The following is a 24,646-nucleotide window of genomic DNA, read 5'->3' as shown; positions in this document are numbered from 1 at the left end:
CATGGTTCTAACTGAATGTGCAGTTTATAAAGTGTTTTAATTTGTAAGTATTTAATTTAATTTGCAATTATTTACATTTTCGGAACATTGCTTAAAACTCAACAGGTACATCAAGTTAATTTATTTCAAAAGACACAAATTGATCCAATTACCACCAAAAAGACTATTCACATCATGTTATTACTATGTTACAAAATTAGTCCACCATTATAACGACAACAGAGATTAACAAGGAAAAAATGAAAGTAATCAATAAATTATCTGCTGTAGCAGTGGCTGTGATCATTGCTAACTCTAACTCAGCATTCGCTGCTGATGCACAAGAGAATAAAGTAGAACGCATCGAAGTCACAGGTTCTCATATTAAACGTACTGATATGGAAGGCCCTTCACCTATCCAATCATTATCGGCCGCTGATCTGGCTGCAACTGGCTCAACCGACCTTATCGGTGCTTTACAGAAGTTGCCAGTGTCGGGGGCAGGTACTTTCAGTACTCAAGGTAACTCAAGTGATGACACGGCGAATGGTGGTTCAAGTGTAGCACTTCGTGGTCTAGGCGCTTCATCAACACTGGTTTTAATTAATGGCCGCCGCGTTGCTGTGAGCCCGTTCGCAAAAGACATCGAAACTTCTTTTGTAGATTTAAACACCATTCCAGTTTCAGCGGTTAAGCGCATTGATATTCTTAAAGATGGTGCTTCAGCGACTTACGGCTCCGATGCCATTGCTGGTGTAATTAATATTATAATGCGTGACGACATCGATGGATTTGAAGTTGCAGGCAAAATTTCTGACACTGCTGATGGCGGTGGTGAAGAGCAAAACTTTACCCTACTGTGGGGTTCGACGAGCGACAAAGGCTATCACAACTTCTCAATTGACTACTTTAAACGCGGCGATGTGTTTTATGCCGATCGTGACTATGCTTCAACCGCAGATCAGAGCTTCCGCGGTGGTAATAACGCACTCAGTTCATCAGGCATTCCTGGTAGTATCGAGGTAGATAGAAGTATGTTAAGTGATGCTCAATGGGATGCATTACCGACTCTAAGGATTGCAGATGACGGTAAGCCAGTTAAGCAAACTCTTTTTGCTGACGTTTGGGGAAATGATAAATGTGATGAATCACTGATCACTAGTGACATCTGCAGCTATGACTATGCACCCCATATGAGCCTAGTGCCTTCGACTGAGCGTGTTAGTTTTAACTACAACGGTGTGCAAGCAATTACCGATGACATCGAAGGCTTCATGGAGTTTTCTGCACAACACGCTTCTACCTTTATTCAAGGTGCGGGTAGCCCAAGCTTTACTGAATTATTTATGAGTGGTGACAATCCAAACCACCCTCTTGCAGATGATGCTGATCACTTCTTGCATGGCGTTGATATTTCAATGCGACGACGTACTTACGACATTGGTAACCGTAAAAAAGACGTAGACTCTGAGTATTATCGTGCTGTGTTCGGTGCCCGTGGTACATTTAACGATTGGGATTGGGAAACAGCTTACTCAGCTATTCGCTCAAGTGCGGTTGAGAAAGGTTTCGATGGCTTCCCTAACAAGCTTCGCGCTCAAGAAGCGATCGATAAAGGCTATTGGAACCCATTCGAACCAAGCTCAAATACAGCTGAAGGTTTAGCGTTTATAGAAACTACAACGACTCGATATGGTAGCTCGAGCATGCAATCGTTCGATGCGACAATTTCTGGCGAAATATTTGAACTTGAAAATGGCGCTATTGCAGCAGCATTTGGTTTAGAACACCGTTATGAAAAAATCGAAGACAACCCTGATAGCCAATATCTTCGCGGTGAAATTTTCGGTACAGAAGCGACACAAGCAAATGGTGATCGTGACAATACAGCACTATTTGCAGAATTCAGCGTACCAGTACTTGAAACCTTAGAATTACAATTAGCACTGCGTTATGAAGATTACAGTGACTTTGGTAATACAACAGATCCTAAAGTTGCATTCCGTTGGTCACCAACTGAAGATCTAGTCGTTCGTGGTTCTTGGGGTACAGCTTTCCGAGCACCGTCACTGGTTCAACTTCACTTAGGTCGTACAGATGAGTCGCCAAGTGTAATCGATAAAGAGCGTTGTAAAATCACCGGTAATGAACTGGATTGTTCTCCTTATGAATATACAGCCATTGTTGCAGGTAACAAAAACCTACAACCTGAAACTTCAACCAACTACAACTTAGGTGTCGTTTGGCAAGCAACCGAAGATTTCTCAATTGGTGTTGATTACTGGAATTATGACCAAGAAGATCTGATCAAGAAAATTGGTGCGCAAAAGTTAGTTGATTGTTGCGGTACCGATCCAAATCTAGTGGTTCGTGGTCCAAGCGAAGGCAGTACACCAGGTCGTATTCAAACAATCTACGATACATTCGTAAACATTGGTGGTCGTGAAACTGATGGCTTCGACTTAAACCTAGCTTACAAACTTGATACTGCTGATATGGGTCTATTCAAGTTCGATTACAAACTAAGTTATGCCCTTAACTTCGAAGAGCAATCTTTCGAAAGTGATAAAGATGGCAATACTTATATCAGAGCTGAAGATTTAAATGGTGAATATCAACACCCTCAGTTCCGCTGGACTGCAAGTATCGACTGGGAATTGGATGAGGTTCTTACAACGCTGAGCTTTAGCCATATTGATGCGTATAACGATTTAGCTGATGCAAACGATAACAAATTCAAGATTGATTCTTGGACTACGCTTGATGCGTCTGTTAGCTACACAGGATTTGATAACCTAATTCTCACAGCTGGCGCAGCTAACTTATTAAACGAAGAAGCACCACAAGCGCCTTCTGAATCTATGGGTATCGATAACAAAACTCATAATGCATTAGGTCGCCAGATGTACGCTAAATTTAAATACAACTTCTAATCTCCGTTAGAAATGTAATTTACAAAGCCCCAATAACAATTGGGGCTTTTATTTACAGGTCTATTGCAAGTAAATTCAACGCAGTTAGCGTTGAAAGTAGCCGCTGGAGATAGATTTATTATCCAGAGCTCAAGTTATGTTAATTCATGCAATTAGCATAAAAAGTGGTGGTTGCAGGCCAGTCGCTGAATACGCCAATTACACCGATTTCTTGAGCTAAAAAATCCAGCAGCTCGAGTGTAAATCCATCATCTTTCACCAAGTCTTTGACAGATTGATAATAAAACCCACCACCGTTTGCAAGTGGCCCTGAGCGCTCTAACGACCATGTAATAATTTTAAGCCCTGCTTTTTTTGCCTCTGTCGCATAGGCTGATTGGGCAAGTTCTCCTTTTTCGCTTGTAGTTACTAGCATCCAAAGAGGTGGCGCAATTATATTCACACCCATTGCCTTAAGCTCAACCATTGTATGTTGCCAAGTACTCGGATCATTATGATCAAATCCTGCAATTTCATAGCTATCGTCCAGATAAACTGCTTGCTGTGCATAGTCTGAGTGGTTTTTAAGCCAATATTTTACGTCAGATAGTAAAAATGACTGTGGAAACACATCTTTGGCTGGCACACCTGCTTGCTCATATTCTGAAATTAGCTTTGTCGCATACGCTTGTTGAGTGAAACCGTCAAATGGCATCTCAACTTGTGGGGTTTTAAGCTCAGGAGTCATTTTTACACCAAGCTGCTTGAACAGCTCAATACTTTGCTTATGCGTCATCACTGTGCCATTTGCTGCATATAAATCAGTCCGCCAATTAGGCGTTCCCTGCATATATGCTTGTTTTGTTTTAGCAAATTCGTTGGCACCATCCATCTTGCCCTTTAACTGCAAAAATTCATCTAATGTGATGTCTGAAGTACAACATTCTACTTTCGCTTTAACTCCCTGATCTACATCACCCCCTTGAAAAGGCACACGGCATTTTTTGGCGAGCTCAGGAATGGCTAGAATATTTGTCGTAGTGTGAAGATCACATTGAGAATGGCGACACACTAAGGCCTTATCTTTGGTAAAAGCCACATCACACTCTAATATGCCAGCCCCCATTTTAGCCGCTGCCATGTAAGACTCTTTGGTATGCTCTGGAAATTGCAAAGGTGCGCCGCGGTGTCCAATCGAAAAATCTGATTTTTTGAAGGCTTTCGATTTACACCGACTTAATCGAGTTTTTAACTCAGACTCTGCCAGTTGTTCGACTAGATAATAAGGCCGAACGCCCACTTGGATATCTTCATCTTGTAGTACAGTGAGAGTTGAGGTACAGCCTGCAAAAAGGATGGGAATAAATCCAACAAATCGTTTCATTTTGTATTTTTCGAGTTTTAAATTATGACAATTAAAGCACCTAATAATGACAATAAAATGGAAATTGGCACAGACGCTAACATTCTACACTTTTACATAAAACCTTTACATTTAGCCACCTAAAAGTCTAAAAACACCAAAATACCTACATTTGGGAATTATTTATTTAAATATAGTGAAAAAGGTACATTGCATAATATTTCCCATAAATAGAAATTTTAAGTGGTTTATATCTTAAAATAGAAAATTCAACATTAATTATCCCCAATGAAATCCGATGAGTATTTTTTATTCAATTCGTCTCTTGACAAAAAGCTTTCTTAAATTAACTTTTAAAACACCAATTTAACAATTGGTTAACTTAAAATTATAATTAAAGGATCAACAAGATGAAAAAAACACTGATCGCTGGCGCTGTATTCGCAGTGTGTGCAGCACAAGCTGCATCTGCTCAACCAGCAACATTCCAAGGGGCGAATTTAGATTTAGAAGTAAGCAACACTTGTATCGTGCGTTTCAACGATGACATCTCAAAATTTGATGTTGAAGGTAAAGCACGCGGCATGTTGGTTTCGAGTAATGCCAAAGCAAAACATATTTATAAAAATGCCATCAAGGGTATGGCTGTAAACATGAGCTGCGATAAAGCCAAAGTTGCTTTTGCAAACAACGCAGACATCATGCGCTTTACGCCAGATGGTATGGTTCATGCGAACCCTGCAAAAGCATTTAAAGGCAAGCCTGGCTCAGGTGGTGGTAGTAATGGCCAAACAACGCCTTGGAGTGTTACCCGTGTTGGTGGTCCAGTTGACGGCAGCAACTATACGGCTTGGGTTTTAGATTCTGGCATCGACTTAGATCACGCCGACTTAAATGTTGACAGTTCTCGCGGTTTTACCGCATTTACAAAAGGCCGTGATGCAGGCATGGACGATGGTAATGGTCACGGTACACACGTAGCGGGTACTATCGCAGCATTAGACAACAACATTGACGTAGTGGGTGTTGCTGCGGGTGCAAAAGTTGTACCTGTAAAAGTATTAGACTCACGTGGCTCTGGTAGCTGGTCTGGCGTTTTAGCAGGTATCGACCACGTTGCTGCAAATGCAAGTTCAGGTGATTGTGCAAACATGAGCTTAGGTGGTGGTTTTAACCAAGAGTTAAACGATGCGGTTGAAAATGCTGCACAACAATCAGGTGCCTTCTTTGTGATTGCAGCGGGTAACGAAAGCCAGCATGCATCTAATGTTTCTCCTGCAAGTGCATCACACAACCGTGTATTCACCATCTCAGCAACCGATTCTAACGACCGTTTTGCTAGCTTCTCAAACTATGGTAATCCACCAGTAGATTATGCAGCACCGGGTGTAAGCATTCTTTCAACACGCAGTGGTGGTGGTACAACGACGATGTCTGGTACTTCAATGGCTTCACCTGCAGCTTGTGCCGTTATCATGATGAGTAATGGCAACCCAAGTGTGGATGGTAAAGCGATTAACGACCCTGATGGCAATGCAGACAGCATTGTACATCTTTAAATTCTGCATCTTTAATTAGTTGCGCTTTTGTGCGCTATTTGTTGAATAGTGCACACACAAACACTTCATATCATTCAAAAAGGAGAAGCGGATCTTCTCCTTTTTGTTTAAGGCAACAATAAAAATTTAAACCCAATCAGAATTAATACCACGCCACCGAGCATTTCAGCTTTGCTTTCTAACCAAGTGCCTGACTTATTGCCAGCCAAAACGCCAATATAGCTAAATACAGCAGTAACAACGCCAATCATTAAGCAGGCCACAAAAGGGTTTACCGACATTAAGTTTAAAGTGAACCCAGCAGCCATCGCATCAATGCTGGTCGCTATAGCTAATAAGCACATCACTTTTTGTGTTAATTTTTTAAATTCTACTTCTTCATCGCCATCAAAAGCTTCGTAAATCATTTTTGCGCCAATACAAAATAGCAAAATAAAGGCTATCCAGCGCTTGTAATCATCGACCCAACTTAATAAACCTGCCCCTCCTAAATATCCAATTAGTGGCATCGCCCCTTGAAAAATACCAAAATAAAGCGCACACATAAGTGCAACTTTAGACAAGTTATCTTGCTTTTTTGCCCCAACACCAACAGATACCGCAAAGGCGTCCATGCTGAGTGCGGTGGCCAAAATAAATACTTCTAACATCTTTTTATACAAGCTACATTTTTGTGGCAGGCATAATATGCACATTCTTTACTAGGGAAAAGTGTTTAAGTTGATTTTCACCTAAACACTGCAATTTATTTATGCCTAAACCTCTTAATTTCAATTACCAGCTCAGTTTCCAAAAAGGCTAAAAACGTAAAATTTGTAAACAACAGAATAATAATTAGAAAATGAAGCAACAAGAAAAAGAAAACTTAATAAAAAACCACAATGAGTGAATATTAATTCTTTATTTTTGAATAAACATGAGTAGAATCACCGTTCTCAAAATGACGTTCAAATTAACTATGAGGTTTTACGTGTTCTCGCTTTTTCGTCCTTCAATGATTGCCCTTGCAGTCTCTACTGCGGTTTTACCAAGCACATTTGCACACGCGCAAACTCAGCCTAACACTGAGTTGAAAGCGCAACTTTCTAAAGAGATTGAGACTATTCAGGTAACGGCAACTCGACGAAAAGGCACAGTTCAAGAAGCCCCACTCAATATTACAGCGGTCGACAATGATGTAATGAGGCAACAAAACATCACTGATCTTGAATCTGTATCACGCTGGGTGCCGGGTTTAACCATTACCGATCAGGGCGGCCGTGAAAGCTCACCTATCATTGTTCGCGGTTTGAATACAAATTCATCTGAACGCGCCTCTGATTCTGGTACGGTTGCCACTTATTTAGGTGAAATCCCACTCAGTGTTAATCTGCGTTTAACCGACATTGAACGTGTAGAGGTGCTTATTGGCCCGCAAGGCACGCTTTATGGTGCAGGTACATTGGGTGGTGCTATCCGCTACATGCTAAAAGCACCTGAGCTTGATTACACTGAAGTGCAAGTGAGCGGCGACGTGTTTACCCTATCTGAAAGCGACGGCCAAGGTGGCGAATTCGGTGCAGTTTTAAACCTGCCATTGATTGAAGATACACTGGCACTGAGAACGAGCTTTAACCATTACACCAATCCTGGATATATCGATTACAACTATGTGGTTAAAACACCGGGTGTTAGCAAGCCAGATATTGACTGGAACAACTCAGAAGAAGTAGCACAAAACATCACGCAACATAAAGACGCTAATGACGAAAGCATCACCACAGCGCGCGTATCTCTTCGTTATCAGCCATCTGATGTGTTTGAGGCAACGCTTAACTACTTTTATCAAAAACAAGAAAACGGCGCGAACAGCATTAGCCAATATCAAAGTTTGGCGAGCAGCAATCCGCTTGCTGACAAAGTCGGTAAGTACGAGTCGGCCTATCGCGTATTAGAGCCAAATACCCAAGAAGATGAATTACTCAGCCTTGAATTAAAAGTAGACTTAGACTTTGCAGAGCTTGTTTCTGCTACGGGTTTAACCGAATACGAACAAGTGGGTCAACGTGACCAAACCGATCTGCTTTACGATATTTGGCCGGGTTACGCTGACTTCCCAAGCTTTACCGCACTAACCGATGACACCAGTGAAGTGAAAAACCTCACACAAGAAATTCGTTTAGTGTCTAAAACCGACACTGCGTTAAATTGGATAGCTGGAGTCTATTACAACAAAACCGAAGGCAGCTCAGACGACCGTGAATACACGCCAGGCCTTAGCGATTTTTGGGGCGGCGATATCACCAATATCGAAAAAGACCTAGAGTATTTAGCACTGGGTGAATACGACAATAAAGAGCAAGCTATTTTTGGTGAAGTTGGTTATGCGTTTAGCGATAAACTGAATGCCACTGTCGGTGCGCGTTTTTATGAGTATGAAGTAAAATCACTGTCTGGCGCTGTTACACCACTATATTCAGGTGATATTAGCAGCATCAGCCAAGTTCCAATGGAACTGGTAGAAGCCAGCGACAATGGCTCGTTATTTAAGTTTAATGTTGATTATAAGTGGGATGACAACATCATGACCTACTTCACTATCAGCGAAGGCTTTAGATTAGGCGGTGGTAATGGCGTAATGTCATGCCCTGAAGTATTGCCTGATCAACAGATTATTTGTGCGTTGCCACACGAGGTGGATTATAAGCCAGATACCACCACCAACTATGAGTTAGGCTTAAAATCGACTTGGTTTAAGAACAAGCTACATTTGAATATCGCAGCCTTTAATGTGCTGTGGAATGATGCTCAAATTCAAGCAACCACGGTTAATGGTAAAGCCATTATTACGTCAAATGCCGGTGAAGCACAGAGTAAAGGTATTGAATTTGCGACGCGCGCAATATTAACCGATAACTTAAGCACGTATTTAACCTATTCATATGCCGATGCAAAGTTAACGCAAGATGCACCAGCCCTGTTTGCAGTTTTCTCTGAAGACGACTATAGCAGTGAAGGCATTGCCAAATATCAACCTTACTACAATGGTGAAAAAGGTGATAGATTACCGGGTGCGCCTAAACATCAGTTGTCATTTGGCGTAACCTACAACACCGACGTATTAGAAGATAAACTGCTGACCATCAACTATGGCTTAACGGCACAAAGTGATGTGATCACCAAAGTAGGTTTAAAAGCTGATGGTGAAACATTAGCTGGTTACGCTATGAGCAATTTAAGCTTCAGACTTGCCGGTGAAGCTTGGTCAACAACCCTTTATGTGAACAACTTATTCGATAAATACGCGCAAACGTCAGTGCGTCGTGATAAGTCTTGGGCGGGTGAAGGCAAATACCCAGAGCTTTCAAAAGCACTACCGGAGTTACAACGTGTGTACGGGCATTATGTGACCACACCTCGTACTATTGGTGTTAAATTTGACTACCAGTTTGAGTTATAAATGACCTTAGCCAGTCAAGTAAAACAATACCTTACAAAGGGCGCGCTCACTAAAGCGCACCCTTTATTGGTGTCTTGGTTACAGCAAGAGCCCCACAACCCTCATGCTTGGGGCTTTCTGGCTGAACTCAATTTACTCGCAGGCGATAAAAATAAAGCGCTTAAAATTATTAGCAAGGCACTGAGTTTAGCGCCGTCATTACCTATTATACTTCAGCTTGCTAAAACGGCATTGTTGGCGGGCGATCACCAACAATGCGAAAATATACTCAAAGGCTTAACCTTAAGTACAGCGCATCCTGTTTCAGTCTCTGCAATAGAGCTAGATTTGGCCGCTAATTTATGGCTTCGCCTCAACCAACCATATCGCGCACTCAGTTTATTCGAGCAAGCCCATTCACTGGATAAATTGAACGCAAACATTAGTTTAAATTACGCGATATGCTTAAAGATGGCAGGAAAAATACAAGATGCTGAAAGGTTATTTGAGTCAGTAATACAGCAACAGCCTTTACACGAATTGGCCCATTTATCACTCGCTGAGCTCAAAGCTGACAAATCGAATACGACTCCTATTTCTTTAGAAAAGGCACTCGAAAAGAACCCTCAAAGCCAGTATCTCAATTATGCCAAAGCCTTATATCTAGAAGCACAGAAAGACTACACAGCGGCATGGCATCACTTTGAATTAAGTAAAGAAACTGCAGCGCAAAGTGTTCGGTTTGACGCAAACGCCCACCAGCAGTTTTGTTTAAATCGCATCAAAAGCTCTATTAGTGAAAAGCTTGATGTGTTTATTACAAATACGCCCAAAACTGGTAACCAAGCCATTGCCCCTATTTTTATTGTTGGCATGCCCCGCTCTGGCACCAGCTTGTTAGAGCAGCTTTTAGCGACTCAACCACGACTCAAAGCTCTTGGCGAATTAAGTTTCTTACCGCAATTACTAAACATAAAAGCGGGTTTTTATAAGCAATCAAAATTAACCCTTTCGGATACCGCCGAACTATTATTTAAGCAATATACTCAGTTGCTTAACGAAAATAACCAGCAAACAGACATGCGACAAAACAGCATAAGAGGCATAGATAAACAACCGTTTAACCTCTACTTTGTCGACGTGATTTTGAAGCTGTTTCCCAATGCGAAAATCATTTGGCTAGTGCGTAATAAATTCGATACCTGCGTCGGTAATTTTAGACAAGCCTATCAAGTAAACAGTCCTTTTCATCATTACAGTTTTGATTGGCAACATATCAACGCCTGTTACGACGACTTTCTAAAGCTAGGTACCCATTGGCAGCAAGTATTTAGTGAAAGTTTTATGCGTGTCGATTATGAAAACTTAGTGAGCGAGCCACACTCTCAGCTTGCTGATTTATTCAAATTTCTAAATATCGAAGCCGAGGGTGATCCTCTTGAATTTCATCAGCACAACTACTTTTCAGCAACCGCCAGCAAGTTGCAATTAAGGCAACCCTTGAACACGCACTCCATCAACAAGTTCAAAGGGATTTACCCTGCAAACTGAAATGGCACTAAGTTACCTGATTGCCCTTGATACTGCGCAATCATGTTGAGATAAACACTATTTTGTTCAATGGCGTTAATAAATGGCTTGAGTTCACTCACACGGTAGTTTTGTAAATCGGTTTTGGCCATAAAAATCGCAGCTAGCATAGTAGAGAGTAGTAACACACCACCAAATTCGCACTCTACACTGTGTGTATTTTTCAAAACATGGTCAAGCAAAAAATCGACAGCAGATTTGTAAGTGTTCACTCCCGCTTCATACATCAATTTGCTTTGTTCAGAATCACCAAATTGTTTTTTTAGTAGATTAGCTCTGAACAAAAAGATAATCGCCGCTTCTACATCAGAGTCAGCAAGTCGGAACAACTTTGCATCTATCGAGTGATGCCAATTTCTCGGTAAATAATCTAACGCAATCAGCAAAGAATCATACTTCGCTTGATTGTTTATTAATAAGGTCGGCACTTGTCGCTTAGGATTTGCAGCTAGCAACTCGTCATCAGCCATTTGCTGCCAGGTTAAAACGTAATCCTCGTGTTCAATTCCTTGCTTTAACAACAACCACTTTATACTTCTTGAGAAGGGTGAATCGTATACCCAAATTAATTTGTTCATTTTAGTACTTTTTATTTATAGATCATCTGGCGTGAAATTGGCTTTAAAAGTAAACGCATAAGGCGAGTCACCATGCTCTCTTAAATGTTGTAAGCGCGCTTTTGCTTCTTCAGCGGTGGGAATGTGCCCCTCTTCAATCCACCATAATACATAAGAGTCTTCATTTAGCTTTTCGAACCACTCACCTTTACGTCGCATAAAATCACGGTGATGGGTACGAAACATAAAATCTTTTAGGGAGTCTGGGCTTGTCCATACTGACATATTGATTAAAAAACTCGGATCATCAAACGCTTGGATGCTCGTCGCATCACCCGATTCATCTTTCAAACGCCATACGAAGCCTTCGCTTTGTTCCGCGGTGGCATTTACCACATCGAGATTTTCAACAAAGTCTTTAATTTCTGGGGCATCCAAAGGGTATTTTGCGCGGGCTATATTCAATTGTGCTAAATGCATAACTCTCTCCATGAAAAATTAAAAGGCTAAGTTGCATCGCTGTCACACTCGCTCAACAACTTGCTAATCAAATAAGTAAATAAGGTCAAAATTATTTAGTTCAATGTTTAAACAGTAAGTTATTTAAAAATAAACAATAATAAATCCCTTGCTCAAACAAACTAGACCAAAATTTTTGCCTATACTCTAGAGAAATCGGCGATGTAAGGGGAAGTTATGACTAAAAACAGGATTGACGCGCTCACCGGCATTCGTGGCATTGCAGCTTTATGGGTGTTATTACATCACTTGGTTAGTCAGTACCCTTTGCAAGGTAAACTCCCCGTTTTAGTTGAACACATCGCTGAAAAAGGCTGGCTTGGTGTTGACCTGTTCTTCATTTTGAGCGGCTTTGTGATCGCCTATGTTCACCATAAGGACTTTGCAAATCAAATCATAGGCAACACCATGAAGCAATTTATGGTTAAACGTATTGCACGTATTTATCCTGTGCACCTACTAACCACTTTATCGCTCGTGCCCATCTATTTCGGTGCAAAATGGGCGTTTGGTTACGACTCGCCTGTGAATGCTTTCTCACTTGAAAAACTACTTTACAGCGTGAGTTTAACCAATGGTTTTGGCTTTCATGATTCCTTAGGATGGAACGCCCCTTCTTGGTCAGTCAGCTCGGAGTTTTTAGCCTATTTGGCTTTCCCATTTTTGGCCGCTTTGCTGCTTCGAAAACAACTTTCAGCATTGCTATGCTTTGCTTTAATCGCCGTCATTTTTATCATCACCACCTCTATCGGTTGGGTGCTCACAGATAAAAACAGCTATATTGCAGGCTGGGAGTGGGTGTCGGTGCGTGTTTTGTCAGAGTTTATTTTCGGCATGCTTATTTTTCAGCTTTATCGTCTAAATTTTAAAGCACCATATTGGCTGTTTGCGATAGTTTCCGCGCTGATCATCGTCTATATGAGCGTGATTAACGCACATAGTCGTTGGGACTGGGTCATGGTACTCACCTTTGGGGTATTAATTTATGCCCTGACAAATTCTGAGCATGGCGTCAGCCGGTTTCTAGCCTCAGCTAATATGAAGTATTTGGGCGAGATCTCCTACTCTATCTATTTGTGCCATGGCGTGGTGTTTATGGTGTTCAACAGCGCATTACCAAAACTACTGCCAAGCGGTGAAGGGCTTTTTTTGCTTATTCCCATATTAATTTATGTTGTCTTCACACTGATTGTTGCGCACTTTATGTATAAGCTGGTTGAGATCCCCGCACAGGCTTATTTGAAAAAGAGATTGTTATAAACGGTAATTTCAAATTTGGGTAGCAGGTATTGGGTAATAGTTAGTGTTGATAAACAAATGCAATCAAAAAGCTCCCTGTCCAAGCGCCTTCTGATTGCAAAACCTTTCTCTAGCCAATTTCAAATGAAGTAATTCCAAAAGTTCTCTGCAGCTGAATATCAGGCTCAGTTCGCGTATACATTCTGGCGGTTTCAAAACATTGGGTCATTGCAAACTGCTCAGCCAATTTAACCGCTTCGTTGTTGACTTGGGGCACATCTAAAAATATGTCGTCGTTTTCTAATACATGGCTATTTAGCTGCAGATAAAGTGCACGAGCAATATCAGCCGAGTCAGCGAACAAGGGGCCTATTTTATACCCCGACGCACACTGACGGATAACACCCATACCTTGTAGAGAGCCGTTTTCAACATAACCTAAGGCTGAGCTATTGTCTTGATTGATCCAGTCCTTTAAAAACGCATTTCTGTCTGCTGGAAAAAACGCAGCGCAATACTTCTTAACATCGTTAAACTCAAGTGATGATAACGGCTTAATATTGTCTGCATTAGCTTGTTCTATGCTTTCAATCACTCCACCTTTTCGAACAAAGCGAATATTACGATGAGCCAATTTAAACCCTGACTTTTTATAGTTATCTTGTTGATCAACCACGCCATCTAAACCAATATTACAACCATCTAAATGCGTGAGTGCCTGTTGCCAAAGTCGATAACCATAGCCTTGACCGCGATATTCAGGTTTGACGATATAAAACCCTAGAAAGCCAAAGTCATCATCGTATTTCACCACTGAAATACTCGCTATCGGTTCATCGTCTAAATAGCCCATGTAAAAGCCACTGGTATCTACTTGATAATACAGCTTCGCATCATGTAGCCCTGGGTTCCAGCCTTCATCTTCAGCCCATTTTGTGGCGAGTTCTACATCTTCAAAGCTTGCAACTTTTATCGAGAACTTTTGCTCTGACATTGTTCTTCCTTCGCTTTATGCGTTAATTACGTTTCATTACTTACAAATAGTCTGTATGACGGGCAGAGCTCGCAAGCTGAGCACAACTATTTTCTTCTAAGAAACCCGCAATCAAAGCGTTTATTTTGGTTTTGATCCATTCTGGCCCTTCATCTTCCATATCATTATGACGCGCTTTAGGTATTGTCACCACGCAGCTACCGAACTTTTGCTGTTCGCTGACTGTAGGTAAAACCCCCTTATCCGCAGGAAAGTCACTGGCTCGAATAGATAACACTTTAACATCGCCTCTTCTAGGTAGAGGCACGCGGCGATGATCTAGGGTAATAATATCTTGAATATAGTCTTTACCTTCATTTGCAAGCCAAGCTGAGATATCACCACCGTTCGAATGCCCAACTAAAGTTAGATTATCTAAGTCATAGTTTTTAAAACGCGCTTTCAAATTATTACGAATGAAATCAAGGGTTACTGCACCTCGAGACCAATTTTCGCTTCGCGTTTCATATAAATTACCCGACACAGACAAAGGCGGGTCGTTTGGCAACTCATGACCAATTGCCACAACCATATAATTTTTTTGTTTAAATAAACTAGCAATGAACTGATAATTTGAGTGTGACACACCATAACCTGCACTTATAAAAGCAACTGGGCAAGGCGATTCAGCTTTACATACTTCAGCCTGAATAGGGTGAGACATTTCAATCGGGATATGGCGTTCACGAGACGAATCAATAATCACATCAGCAAGTGCAGTAAAGTTAATACTCGCAGACAATAGTAATAACCCTTTTAGGCACTTTTTCATTTAACAACTCCTTATTTAACTATCTAATTCTTAAATGCTTTTTAATCAGCATCATACTGAGATTTGAATCAATAAGCGAATTTGAGTTCTCGCTAAAAATAAGGATTAAAAAGTGCAGGGAGAGCTGTAAATATTAACGCTGCCTTGAGATAGATTTGGCAACCATTTAAAATTTGGCTTTAACTAAGTTCAGACTAGACTCGTTTATCAATAAAAAATGCGTCAACACAATACTCAATGCCTTAACGCATCATAGATTTCTTAAAATCAATTAGCTACATTTACCTTTTTTAGCCTGACCAGGTGGACAAAATTTACCATCAGACTTTTCTGAGCTCTTGCTACCTAATTTAACTTCCACATCATCAACAACTCCTTCAACGCGAGTTAACTGGCAACCAGATAATAAAACTGTTGCAAATAAAACAAAAACTAACGATTTCATACTTAAGCCCAAATCAACCAAACTACTGGTAATTATTACGAGTCCAAATTAACCTTTAGTGAATGCAAATTTGGCTTGTGAAAATAGTTTGTTGTTGGTTTTTTATTGCTCAATGTGAAAATTGGAAATACTAAAATAGTATCCTATCTTATAAAAAGGCTACCCATACCAAGATATCCCAAATAGTGGCTAGCAAAGCAAAAGGTAATGGAAAAGCTCTTGAGTTAATGACCTGCTTTCATAAAAAGTTAAAGCTCTATCACTTCTTGAACTCGTATTTTGGCTGCAATGAAATCTACATGAGCAACATACATCAAACTCGATATTTTACGAATAATATGATCTTCATAATCATCTAAATGGCCATCGGCAAAGGCAACATGCCACAGCAATTCTATGATTTCCATACGCTCTTCGTAGCTTGTTTTTGCATTCACCTCTTTTACGAATTGGTGCAAATCTAGCGCAGCTTCGACCATAGGCCTTACTTTATCAATTAGGGCTTTAACTTGGCTTTCATCGAGTTCACATTGTGTCTTTAAAATTTCGGCAATTTTAGCTAATTCCGATTGCTCAATTTTGCTGTCAGCGCGCATAACTTCAACTAACAGAGCGGCAAGCCCTGTATTAAAATCGATTGAATTCTCAGATTTGTTAGATTGCTGAAATTCATTACTGAAGTCAGCTAATAGTGCTTTAAGCTTTTTAAACACAGGTATGTCTCTGATTGTTTTATATAGTTTGATTATATCGCTGTTCTGCGAATTATATCGACTCATAAACATTTTCTTACAGTAATTTGCTACCAAATAACATAAAGTCGACCTTTAGCCTTCCATGGATGAATATGAAAACACTGATCACAGCACTACTTTTGATTTTATTAGCTGGCTGCGTTTACGTACCAGAAGATGTACATAGCTATGATGAAAAATGTAATGTCATGCGCAACAAGAAAGTCTTAGCACTCGAAGAAGCAATACCAATGGCAAACTGCTCAAACGAGGCTTGCGCACTGTTAATGGCAAGTTATGGCCTAGTGACTGCAGCCAGCTTTGTGGTATCTGGTAGTATTGTGGTTATTTCTAATACAGTGTATTGGCTTGAAACACCATCTGACTGCAAAAACCATAATCAAGGAAGTAATTCATGAAACTAAGCAGGCTCACTGTAACTGTCATTACTTCATTTTTTCTCACTGCCTGTATGAATGGTCAAAAGTACCAAGAGGTTTATGTTGAAGAATGTGACCATGTGTACAAACAAGTTATTAAAGGAAAAATAAATCCAGACTTTAGACGCTGCAGTTCATCTGAATGCATTGCATCAGGCGCATTTATTTACTCCACAATTGGTGCTCTTGCGACATTAGATGAAAGCACACAGCAACAAAAATATTATCAAGAATTTAAGGAAGCATGTGCAAAAAAAGGGATTGTAATTACTGAAGAACCCACTGAGAAGCGTATTTATTTAAACAAAAGAGTGCCCGCAAAAAAGAACACCAATTCTGACTCAGATCTCAGTGACATAGATAGGTAAAAGTCTTAAACCGTTTCAAGGAATAAACACCTGAACCACTAAACCAGTTTGCCCATCCCCGCGGTTATGTAAACTTAGCTGACCATGATGGGCTTCTGCAATTTCTCGACAAAGCGCGAGCCCCAAGCCGCTTCCACTGGCTTTGGTTGAATAAAAAGGTACAAGTGCATTAGCCATTACTGCTTCACTCATACCTTTGCCTGCATCGCTGACGCTTAATAATGTGCCATTCGATTTAGCTTCAATTTTCACCTTAATCAGTTCTGTTTCTGAGCCCGATTCAAAAGCGTTTTTAAGTAAGTTAATAAGCAACTGCTCTAACTGCACTCTGTCTGCATAACAGTCATTATCCGGAATATCACCCTCAATACTAAAATTCCATTCCTGCTTAATACTGCTTAATAAGCCTGACCAATCAATTGCTTCGAGTTTAGGTTGTGGCAATTTGGCGAATTTACCATAGCCTTGCACAAATTCATTTAGGTGATTTATGCGCTCTTGCATGGTCGAAAATACTCGTCCGAGTCTTGGATCATCGAAGTTTTGTGTCAGTAATTTTCCGCTATGTAACATAGAAGACATAGGGCCCAATGAGTTATTCAGTTCGTGACTGATAATGCGTATGACTTTTTTCCATACCGCCACTTCTTGACGGCTCAGCTCACGAGTCAGTTGCTTAAAAATATATAAACGGTGGCTGTGGTTATTTAACAAAAACTGTCCGGTTGAAAGGTGCCAAGTTTGGGCTTCGTCATCTTGATTTAATTGACGATCGTGTGAATGTGTGTTCTTTAGGTGAAATAGTCCATCTCTACCGGCTTCCATGGCATTTTTAATCTGCTCACTGCCACATTCATAAAGTTCATTTCGAGTCAGACCTTCAAGTTTCTGCTCACTGTTAAACAATAGCTTGGCACTGTGATTACTAAAGACCACGTAATTATTGCTATCGATTAAAACCAGAGCTTGAGGCGAAGACTGTAGCACTTTATCGAGCATCAGTTCGCGCTGATAAATCCATTGTTTTTCTTGTCTAAGTTGCTCGGCGGTTTGATTGTAAGTGTGACACAAGCGCCCAAGTTCATCGTCTTCACTGTAAGCAAGTAAACTCGAAAACTCACCATCTTTAAAATTCAACAAACCCGTTTCTAACGCTTTAATGCCTGAGTTCACAGGCTGAGTAATAAGGCTACTCACAAACCAAGCTAGAACAACGGCTAAGCTCACACTGATCAGGCTGAGAGTACTCGAAGCGCCTAGCACAAGTAGTACGGGTACTAACGCCAACACCACACTTAAAACAGTTGCTAACTGCAATTTATGTCGAGTGCTGAGATTGGCTGTGAGTGATTTCATAAAGGTTATCGTTTTAGTTTTATTAATAATCGATATCGAATTTTTGTAAACGCCTATATAGCGCTTGTCGTGAGAGCCCGAAGTGCCTTGCTACTTTGGCAACAACCCCATGATACTCACGCATTGCCGCCTCGATTTCATCTTTATTGGGTTCTTTGTTTGTATTTGGTTGCGTTACGTTTTGTGTCTGGTTTAAACCAAAGTCAGTAAACTCCAGTGCGCCACTTGGCTTTAGAACAGCAGCTCGCTTACAGGCGTTTTCAAGCTCTCTAACATTTCCCGGCCAAGTATAATTAGTGAGTGCCTGCTCAGTGGCAAGACCAAATTCACGCTCAGGTAAGAAGTGTTTGATAAGTGGAATGATGTCGTCTTTACGCTCACCAAGCGGTGGTAGCCTGAGCTCAATGACATTCAGTCGGTAATATAAATCTTCTCTAAATCTGCCTGCTTTTATGTCTTGTAATAAGTCAGCGTTAGTTGCTGAAATTACTCGAACGTGTACTTTCTGTGTTTGCACTGAGCCTAGGCGTTCAAACTCACCTGTTTGCAACACCCTAAGTAATTTCATTTGCCCTGAGGGCGGCAAATTGCCAATTTCATCTAAAAATAATGTGCCACCATCCGCAGCTTCAAAGCGGCCAATGCGTTGTTTATTGGCCCCCGTATAAGCCCCTGCTTCTGCACCAAATAGCTCGGCTTCGATTAACTCGCTTGGCAGTGCGCCTGCATTCACTTTAATAAAAGGCTTATCTGCCAAAGCAGAATTTAGCTGCACAATTTCGGCAATGCGCTCTTTGCCACTGCCGTTTGGTCCTGTGATCAATACCGACACATCTGACTTAGCGAGTTGCAATGCCATATCAACTACTCGCTCCATAGCTGTACTCGCATACACAAGGCCTGCGAGGTTTGCCTGTTCATGGACAGAGTGACGTTCATCTTGTTGGCGAGCAAAAACATCGTTGTCTTGCTTGGCTTTACCCAGTTCAATCAGGTTTGCAATACTGGTCAGTAACTTATTGTCATCCCAAGGTTTGGCAATGTAATCTGCCGCGCCCGCTTTCACAAGCTCAATGGCTGTTTCTAGCTCTGTCCATGCGGTGATCAGAATAATGGGCAAGTGGGCATTGAGTGCACGAAGTTGATAAAAGAGGTTTTTGCCTTCTTCACCCGATGTGGTGTCAGCGGTAAAGTTCATATCTTGAATGACTAAAGCAATACGTTGATAACGCACAACTTGCTCTGCTTCGAAAGGAGTGTGTGCTGTAACAACATCATAGCCATGTATTTCGAGCAATAACGACAACGCATCGAGCACTGCTTGGTTATCGTCAATGATGAGTATTTTGTCCATGTATGTTCTTTTTATTATTCGTGCCACACCAAAGGCTTGAGTGTAGCACGAAGTATTTCATTCAATAAATTTAGGGATCAAATTGTTCTTGTTGCGATGCTTGGGTCGATATTCGCTGCACGTTGTGCAGGGCCAATCACAGCTAACAAACTCATCACAAAGACTGCAATTGCTGTGACGGCGACATACCAGTTTGATAACGCAGGGACTGAGTAATGGGTCATAAGCTGTTGACCTAACAACACAGCGCCACAAACGCCTAGTACTAAACCAGCTATACAAATTAAGCTGTTTTCAACCACAAAGTAGCTGATAATCGCTGATTTTCGAGCCCCTAGCGCGCGTCTTGTACCAATTTGTTTCGTGCGTTTGTTAATGTTGAACAAGGTAAGACCAAAAATCCCCAAGGCTGTAACCAACACAAGTACACTAATTAGTATCACTAGCATACGCATCATTAGCCTGTCTTCGGCAACATAATCTGCTTTTTTCTTATCTAGCCCAGCTAAATCTTGCACTACCCTTTTGCTATAGTTTTTATGAATAAGCGACTCAATTTGCTGCATAACTTCAGCACGTCTACCTGGCTCCGTTCGGACTAAGAACTTATTGAATTTTTCAATACGAACATATGGAATAATCACAGATCTGTCTTTACGTTCTTCATTCTTCATCCAAGGGCCTTTCATCATGCCTACAATGCCAATGACTTTATAAGGCTTTGTACCTGAATATATGATTTGACCTAACCCGTCACCGTTTGGAAATAGTTCATCCATTAAAGCTTTTGTCGCCAGAACAACATTAGCCGATTGAGTATTATCCAGATCGTGTGCCACTTCAGACTCAGTAAAATTGCGCCCTTCAACTAACTCTACACCAAAGGTATTTAAAGCATGTTCATCTGCGGTAAAGTAGCTCGCATTGACTGATTTCGCCTTTTCTGGCACTGGTTTTAGTCTGTAACTCGTAGAAGAGCCCCCTCCAGATAAAGGAATCGCATTAATGGTTACAGCATCAATCACACCGGGTAATGCACGAATGCTGGCTTCATCAAGCTCTGCTTGTTGAGCCAAATCTACATCTGTACCAAAAGTCATCACATTAAATTTAAATATGTTTTCTTCTTGATAACCCGTGGGCTGATTTAAGTAATCTAATCTATCTTTAATTATAAACGCCGCATTACTAACAATTGCTGTGGTAATTGCAATTTGTATTAGTAATAAAACTGCACCTACTTTAGAGCGAAGTAAGGCATTAAAAATTGGTTTAATCTCAAACATAATTCGTGTTCCTTACTGACTCTTTAAATATGTCGATGGTGTGGTTTTACATACCAACCATGCTGGGTACATACCCGCAACAATACATGCTGTTATGGCAATGACTGGTGCTGCAAATAACATTGATAAGTCCATATTTGCTAAGTTACTGTAGTAATCATAACTGTGCCTTATACCCCATAAGCCTAACTGCGCGACCAAAATACCAATCAATCCCCCCATCAAACCTAACATGGCGACTTCAACAATATGCTGATAGAAAACCTGAGTTTTGCTCGCACCTAGCGCTCTTCTTACGCCCACTTCCGGTGCTCGTTTTAAGAACTTAGCAAGTAACAATCCCAGAATATTGGCCAAACAGACGGCCAAGAACATAAAGCTCAATGCGACAAGGATTTTGTTGTCTTCATTCACAACTTCAAAATAAGTGATCCACTCATTGACATCTTTGAGACCGTACTCCAGTTTAGCTCGTTCGAAACGGCCTAACTTTTTCTGTTCCTGCATGTAGTTCATCAGGTAGTCACCAAACGCTTTCTTATCTTCTTCAGAATTCAGCTCAATCCAAAATTGCAACCATACATGCTCTGATTGCATCTTATTCGTGAAATTTCTCAGGTCTTCATTTTTCCAACCATTGGTATTGCCCCAAGTGTCAATCTCATACGCTTTTATTAAAGAGAAAGGCAAAAAGATCTGTTCTGGCTCGTTAAACGCCCCATTATTTAGGTCGTAGTATTTAATATTAATTTGCCAATCAGCGATAACGCCGGTCACCTGAACATTCAAATCGTCTAAATAGAAACTCTTACCAACGCTATTGTCAGTACCGAATAATTTCTTACTCATACTTTGAGAAATCACCGCTACAGGGGTTGCACTTTCTTCTTGTTCTGCACTCCAAGGCGCACCATGTTTAAATGACAGATTAAACATTTCAAACGCTTGCCTTGATGCTAAACGGCTTACAGCCATAAAAGGTTGAAGCTTGTCTGAGTCTAAGTGAACAGAAAAACCGCTTTTCATTAATGCTGTACGTTTATAAGGTAAGTCAGCATTTTGTAAATTCTCTGCATCTTGATAAGTCAATTGATAAGGCAAGTCATCGGGCGTCCACCAGCTTGATTCCTCGTCCATAATCTGCAGCTGAACGGCATGCAGTTTGTCACTCTTTTCAGGAATAGGGTCCATCGACATCATGTGGTAAACCGACAAGCTGGTCATTGTAATGCCAATACCAACCCCTATGGCAATCACCATTAGCAAGCTTACTAGCGGCGTACGCTTAAAGCTTCGCCAACTTAAATCTATGTAATGACTGAACATATTAAGCTCCTACTGCCATATTTGGATTACCCTGATATAACGTAAAATCAGCAAGTTGGCCGTCTACTACCTGAATATTGCGTGGTGCTCGACGAGCAAGCTCCGCGTCGTGCGTTACCATGATAATGGTGGCGCCATCACGATTAATTTGTTCAAGCAACTCCATGACTTGGCGTGCCATTAAGCTATCAAGATTACCTGTTGGTTCATCGGCCAATAAAAAGCGTGGTTCACCAGCCAGCGCTCGAGCGATGGCAACTCGCTGTTGCTGACCACCAGATAGTTGCTGAGGTAAATGTTTAGCACGGCTTGCCAGCCCCACTTGCTCCAAACACTGCTCAATTCGGCGTTTGCGTTCAGCCGCTTTGATCCCACGATAACGTAAAGGCACTTCGACGTTTTCGTACAGGTTTAAGTCTGGTATGAGGTTAAAGCCTTGGAAGATAAAACCAATTTTTTGGTTACGTAAATCTGCACGTTGATTGTCATTCAATTTGCCAACATCAATGCCGTCTAATAAATATTCGCCGCCTGTAAATGGCTCTAACATGCCTGCAATATTCAAAAAGGTCGTTTTACCTGAGCCCGACGGGCCTGTTACCGCAATAAACTCGCCTTCTTCAACGTTTAAATTAAAATCACGTAATGCATGAGTTTGTACCATCTCTGTTTGATACATCTTGCTGATATTATTCATTTTTAACATTGTTCTTTCCTTTTTAATTCGGTCTATATTCTGTTGATGATGCCTAAATGTGCTTGTTGTTATTTCAACGATACTTATCTAAGAAGTACTTATCTCAACAATACGGCATCGGCATTTTTAAATGTGTCGTAATTTGAAATGATGATTTCATCGCCTTGTGCAAGTCCACTTAACACTTCTACATGGTTAATACTGGTGACACCGGTGTTGATTTCGATGCGTTCTGCACGTTCGCCATTAAGCTTGTAAGCCACGTAGCCACCCGCATTCATAAATGCTCCACGCTTTACCATTAATACATCGCTGCGGTTTTCTAATAAGATACGCCCTGATAAACGCTGATTTTGACGAATATTGCTAATATCACTTTGGTTAAAGCGCACACGCGTGGTTACTTCACGGTTATTCACCTCTGGCGAAATGGCTGACAACGTACCTTTAACTAGCTCAGTACCCATTTTCAGCTCTACTTGCATGCCGATCCCTAAATCATTGGCATAGCTCTCTGGCACTTGCAATTCTGCCTCAAAAGCGGACAAATCGACTAAAGTGAGTAAGGCTTGGTTTTTAGTCACCATGGCTCTAGGTTGCACCAGCAAGTTACCAACAATGCCCGATACACTGGCTTTTACATTTAAGTTGCTGACTTTTCTTTGAAGTTCATCAACCACCAGTTGCTGTCTAGCAACTTGGCTTTGCGATGATTGTAACTCAAACGCCAAGGTATCTTTGGCGAGCTCAACCTCTTGCTGCGCATGTTTAAAGGTCAGCTTAGCTTTGGCTAAATCATCGACGGCTTTTTCTAAATCAATTTGACTGATCAGGCTTTTCTCAATTGACAGTTTTGCTCGGCGGTTTTCACGTTCTGCAGCACTCAGTTCAACTTGCGCCATGTCTAAGGTTTTATTTAGAGCCAATGTTTGACGTCTTGCTTCTAACTCGCTTCTGGCAAGTTCGCCTTGCAGTCTGGCAAGCTCTGATTCTTGTTGCTTTAAACTGTTGTTCAGCTCTGGGCTTTCAACCTCAGCGATCACTTGCCCCTTTTCTACACTATCTCCCGCTTTTACTTGCAGCGTGACAAAGCCTTGCTCTGGGCTGTAAGCTTTTGGCGCATTAGCAGCAACTATTTTACCTGTTGTCGCTACATCTCTGACTAGGTCACCTTTAATAACGGTTGCGATTTGTAGCTGAGCTTTTTCAACAGATTGACTGACATTATTGGTATTCATCATGGCGTAACCTGCCCAGGTGATTAGCGACAGTACACCAGCAATCAGCAGCAGAGGTTTTAGTCTTTTTGGCTTATGTTGGACCATTTGATCTTGGCCACTGGTATCTCTGATCATACTCATTCCTTATTGATTCAAAAATTGCTCAGTGCAGCTGATAAGTAATGACATCAACAACATCAAAAGGGGTGATACAAAAAAAGCGGTCGTTAAAATCATTGTCTAGCTCCTGAGCCTATAATGTCTAAATAGATACCAAGAGTGTGCCAAACTTCAAAGCTTATATTTTTCAGGTGGTTATGGATTTATTGAGTATTGAACGCTTGTCCGCGGACGATAAAAGTGTCCGCATCGGACACTTTTTACCTAAGCAACTTGTGTAATTAAAAAATGCTTAAGTCATTGAAATGAAAAAATAGACTGTTAATGTAAGTCAGTGTCAACGGTATCTAAACTGAGAT

21 protein-coding genes are annotated in these 24,646 nt (G+C 41.1%); 7 read left to right on the top strand and 14 right to left on the bottom strand.

Features of this window, described 5'->3' with window-relative positions; all coding sequences use genetic code 11:
- The first annotated feature begins 239 nt into the window (after positions 1-239).
- Positions 240-2,912 (top strand): TonB-dependent receptor plug domain-containing protein, encoded by a 2,673-nt coding sequence (locus ACH784_RS18055; RefSeq protein ID WP_404396181.1) that lies wholly within the window; start codon positions 240-242, stop codon positions 2,910-2,912.
- A gap of 139 nt (positions 2,913-3,051) precedes the next feature.
- Here ACH784_RS18055 and ACH784_RS18050 read toward each other — a convergent pair whose 3' ends face one another.
- Entirely contained in the window at positions 3,052-4,275 is a 1,224-nt protein-coding gene (locus ACH784_RS18050; protein ID WP_404396178.1) for a glycerophosphodiester phosphodiesterase family protein, read from the bottom strand.
- 389 nt (positions 4,276-4,664) lie between these two features.
- Between ACH784_RS18050 and ACH784_RS18045 the strand changes: the two genes are divergently transcribed.
- Positions 4,665-5,813, top strand: coding sequence for a S8 family serine peptidase (locus ACH784_RS18045; protein ID WP_404396175.1), 1,149 nt, complete (start codon positions 4,665-4,667; stop codon positions 5,811-5,813).
- Between the two features lie 107 nt (positions 5,814-5,920).
- Here the strand turns inward: ACH784_RS18045 and ACH784_RS18040 are convergent, their stop codons facing one another.
- Positions 5,921-6,463, bottom strand: a complete 543-nt coding sequence (locus ACH784_RS18040) for a manganese efflux pump MntP family protein (RefSeq protein ID WP_404396172.1) — start codon at positions 6,461-6,463, stop codon at positions 5,921-5,923.
- A 344-nt stretch (positions 6,464-6,807) separates the two neighbouring features.
- Between ACH784_RS18040 and ACH784_RS18035 the strand changes: the two genes are divergently transcribed.
- Complete coding sequence (locus tag ACH784_RS18035) at positions 6,808-9,252, top strand: TonB-dependent receptor (protein ID WP_404396971.1); 2,445 nt, start codon at positions 6,808-6,810, stop codon at positions 9,250-9,252.
- Positions 9,253-10,782, top strand: coding sequence for a tetratricopeptide repeat-containing sulfotransferase family protein (locus ACH784_RS18030; protein WP_404396170.1), 1,530 nt, complete (start codon positions 9,253-9,255; stop codon positions 10,780-10,782). It abuts the gene before it with no gap.
- Here the strand turns inward: ACH784_RS18030 and ACH784_RS18025 are convergent.
- On the bottom strand, positions 10,767-11,399 hold the full coding sequence (locus tag ACH784_RS18025) for a glutathione S-transferase N-terminal domain-containing protein (protein ID WP_404396168.1): 633 nt from the start codon (positions 11,397-11,399) through the stop codon (positions 10,767-10,769). The genes ACH784_RS18030 and ACH784_RS18025 overlap by 16 nt on opposite strands.
- 15 nt (positions 11,400-11,414) lie before the next feature.
- Entirely contained in the window at positions 11,415-11,858 is a 444-nt protein-coding gene (locus ACH784_RS18020; RefSeq protein WP_404396165.1) for a DUF3291 domain-containing protein, read from the bottom strand.
- Between the two features lie 216 nt (positions 11,859-12,074).
- On the opposite strand from ACH784_RS18020, the gene ACH784_RS18015 reads away from it, so the two are divergent.
- Complete coding sequence (locus ACH784_RS18015) at positions 12,075-13,157, top strand: acyltransferase family protein (protein ID WP_404396162.1); 1,083 nt, start codon at positions 12,075-12,077, stop codon at positions 13,155-13,157.
- A 109-nt stretch (positions 13,158-13,266) separates the two neighbouring features.
- Here the strand turns inward: ACH784_RS18015 and ACH784_RS18010 are convergent, their stop codons facing one another.
- From ACH784_RS18010 to ACH784_RS17995, 4 genes are all read right to left on the bottom strand, one after another.
- Entirely contained in the window at positions 13,267-14,130 is an 864-nt protein-coding gene (locus tag ACH784_RS18010) for a GNAT family N-acetyltransferase (protein ID WP_404396160.1), read from the bottom strand.
- 40 nt (positions 14,131-14,170) lie between these two features.
- Positions 14,171-14,941: an alpha/beta hydrolase gene (locus ACH784_RS18005; RefSeq protein WP_404396157.1), complete on the bottom strand. Its 771-nt coding sequence runs from the start codon at positions 14,939-14,941 to the stop codon at positions 14,171-14,173.
- A 271-nt stretch (positions 14,942-15,212) separates the two neighbouring features.
- Positions 15,213-15,386 (bottom strand): hypothetical protein, encoded by a 174-nt coding sequence (locus ACH784_RS18000; protein WP_404396154.1) that lies wholly within the window; start codon positions 15,384-15,386, stop codon positions 15,213-15,215.
- Between the two features lie 248 nt (positions 15,387-15,634).
- Positions 15,635-16,165: a TerB family tellurite resistance protein gene (locus ACH784_RS17995; protein ID WP_404396151.1), complete on the bottom strand. Its 531-nt coding sequence runs from the start codon at positions 16,163-16,165 to the stop codon at positions 15,635-15,637.
- Positions 16,166-16,233: 68 nt separating this feature from the next.
- On the opposite strand from ACH784_RS17995, the gene ACH784_RS17990 reads away from it, so the two are divergent.
- Complete coding sequence (locus tag ACH784_RS17990) at positions 16,234-16,539, top strand: hypothetical protein (RefSeq protein WP_404396148.1); 306 nt, start codon at positions 16,234-16,236, stop codon at positions 16,537-16,539.
- The gene (locus tag ACH784_RS17985) at positions 16,536-16,928 is read left to right on the top strand and encodes a hypothetical protein (RefSeq protein ID WP_404396146.1); all 393 of its coding nucleotides are present in this window, start codon (positions 16,536-16,538) and stop codon (positions 16,926-16,928) included. Before ACH784_RS17990 ends, ACH784_RS17985 begins: the two co-directional genes overlap by 4 nt.
- Positions 16,929-16,943: 15 nt before the next feature.
- Here ACH784_RS17985 and ACH784_RS17980 read toward each other — a convergent pair whose 3' ends face one another.
- The 6 genes from ACH784_RS17980 to ACH784_RS17955 all read right to left on the bottom strand — a co-directional run bounded on the left by ACH784_RS17980 (position 16,944) and on the right by ACH784_RS17955 (position 24,302).
- Entirely contained in the window at positions 16,944-18,284 is a 1,341-nt protein-coding gene (locus tag ACH784_RS17980; RefSeq protein ID WP_404396143.1) for a sensor histidine kinase, read from the bottom strand.
- Positions 18,285-18,306: 22 nt separating this feature from the next.
- Complete coding sequence (locus ACH784_RS17975; protein ID WP_404396140.1) at positions 18,307-19,638, bottom strand: sigma-54-dependent transcriptional regulator; 1,332 nt, start codon at positions 19,636-19,638, stop codon at positions 18,307-18,309.
- A gap of 77 nt (positions 19,639-19,715) precedes the next feature.
- Positions 19,716-20,924 carry an ABC transporter permease gene (locus ACH784_RS17970; protein ID WP_404396138.1) on the bottom strand — a complete coding sequence of 403 codons (1,209 nt, stop codon included), beginning with the start codon at positions 20,922-20,924 and terminating at the stop codon, positions 19,716-19,718.
- A 12-nt stretch (positions 20,925-20,936) separates the two neighbouring features.
- A complete protein-coding gene (locus tag ACH784_RS17965) occupies positions 20,937-22,250 on the bottom strand; it encodes an ABC transporter permease (protein WP_058032268.1) in 1,314 nt (437 codons plus the stop codon).
- A 1-nt stretch (position 22,251) separates the two neighbouring features.
- Positions 22,252-22,956: an ABC transporter ATP-binding protein gene (locus tag ACH784_RS17960; protein WP_058032267.1), complete on the bottom strand. Its 705-nt coding sequence runs from the start codon at positions 22,954-22,956 to the stop codon at positions 22,252-22,254.
- An 89-nt stretch (positions 22,957-23,045) separates the two neighbouring features.
- A complete protein-coding gene (locus ACH784_RS17955; protein ID WP_404396135.1) occupies positions 23,046-24,302 on the bottom strand; it encodes an efflux RND transporter periplasmic adaptor subunit in 1,257 nt (418 codons plus the stop codon).
- Positions 24,303-24,646: the final 344 nt, after the last annotated feature.

The sequence above is a fragment of the Pseudoalteromonas phenolica genome, assembly GCF_044788725.1.
Taxonomy (GTDB): Bacteria; Pseudomonadota; Gammaproteobacteria; order Enterobacterales; family Alteromonadaceae; genus Pseudoalteromonas; species Pseudoalteromonas phenolica_C.
This window is presented reverse-complemented; position numbering and strand designations above follow the sequence as displayed.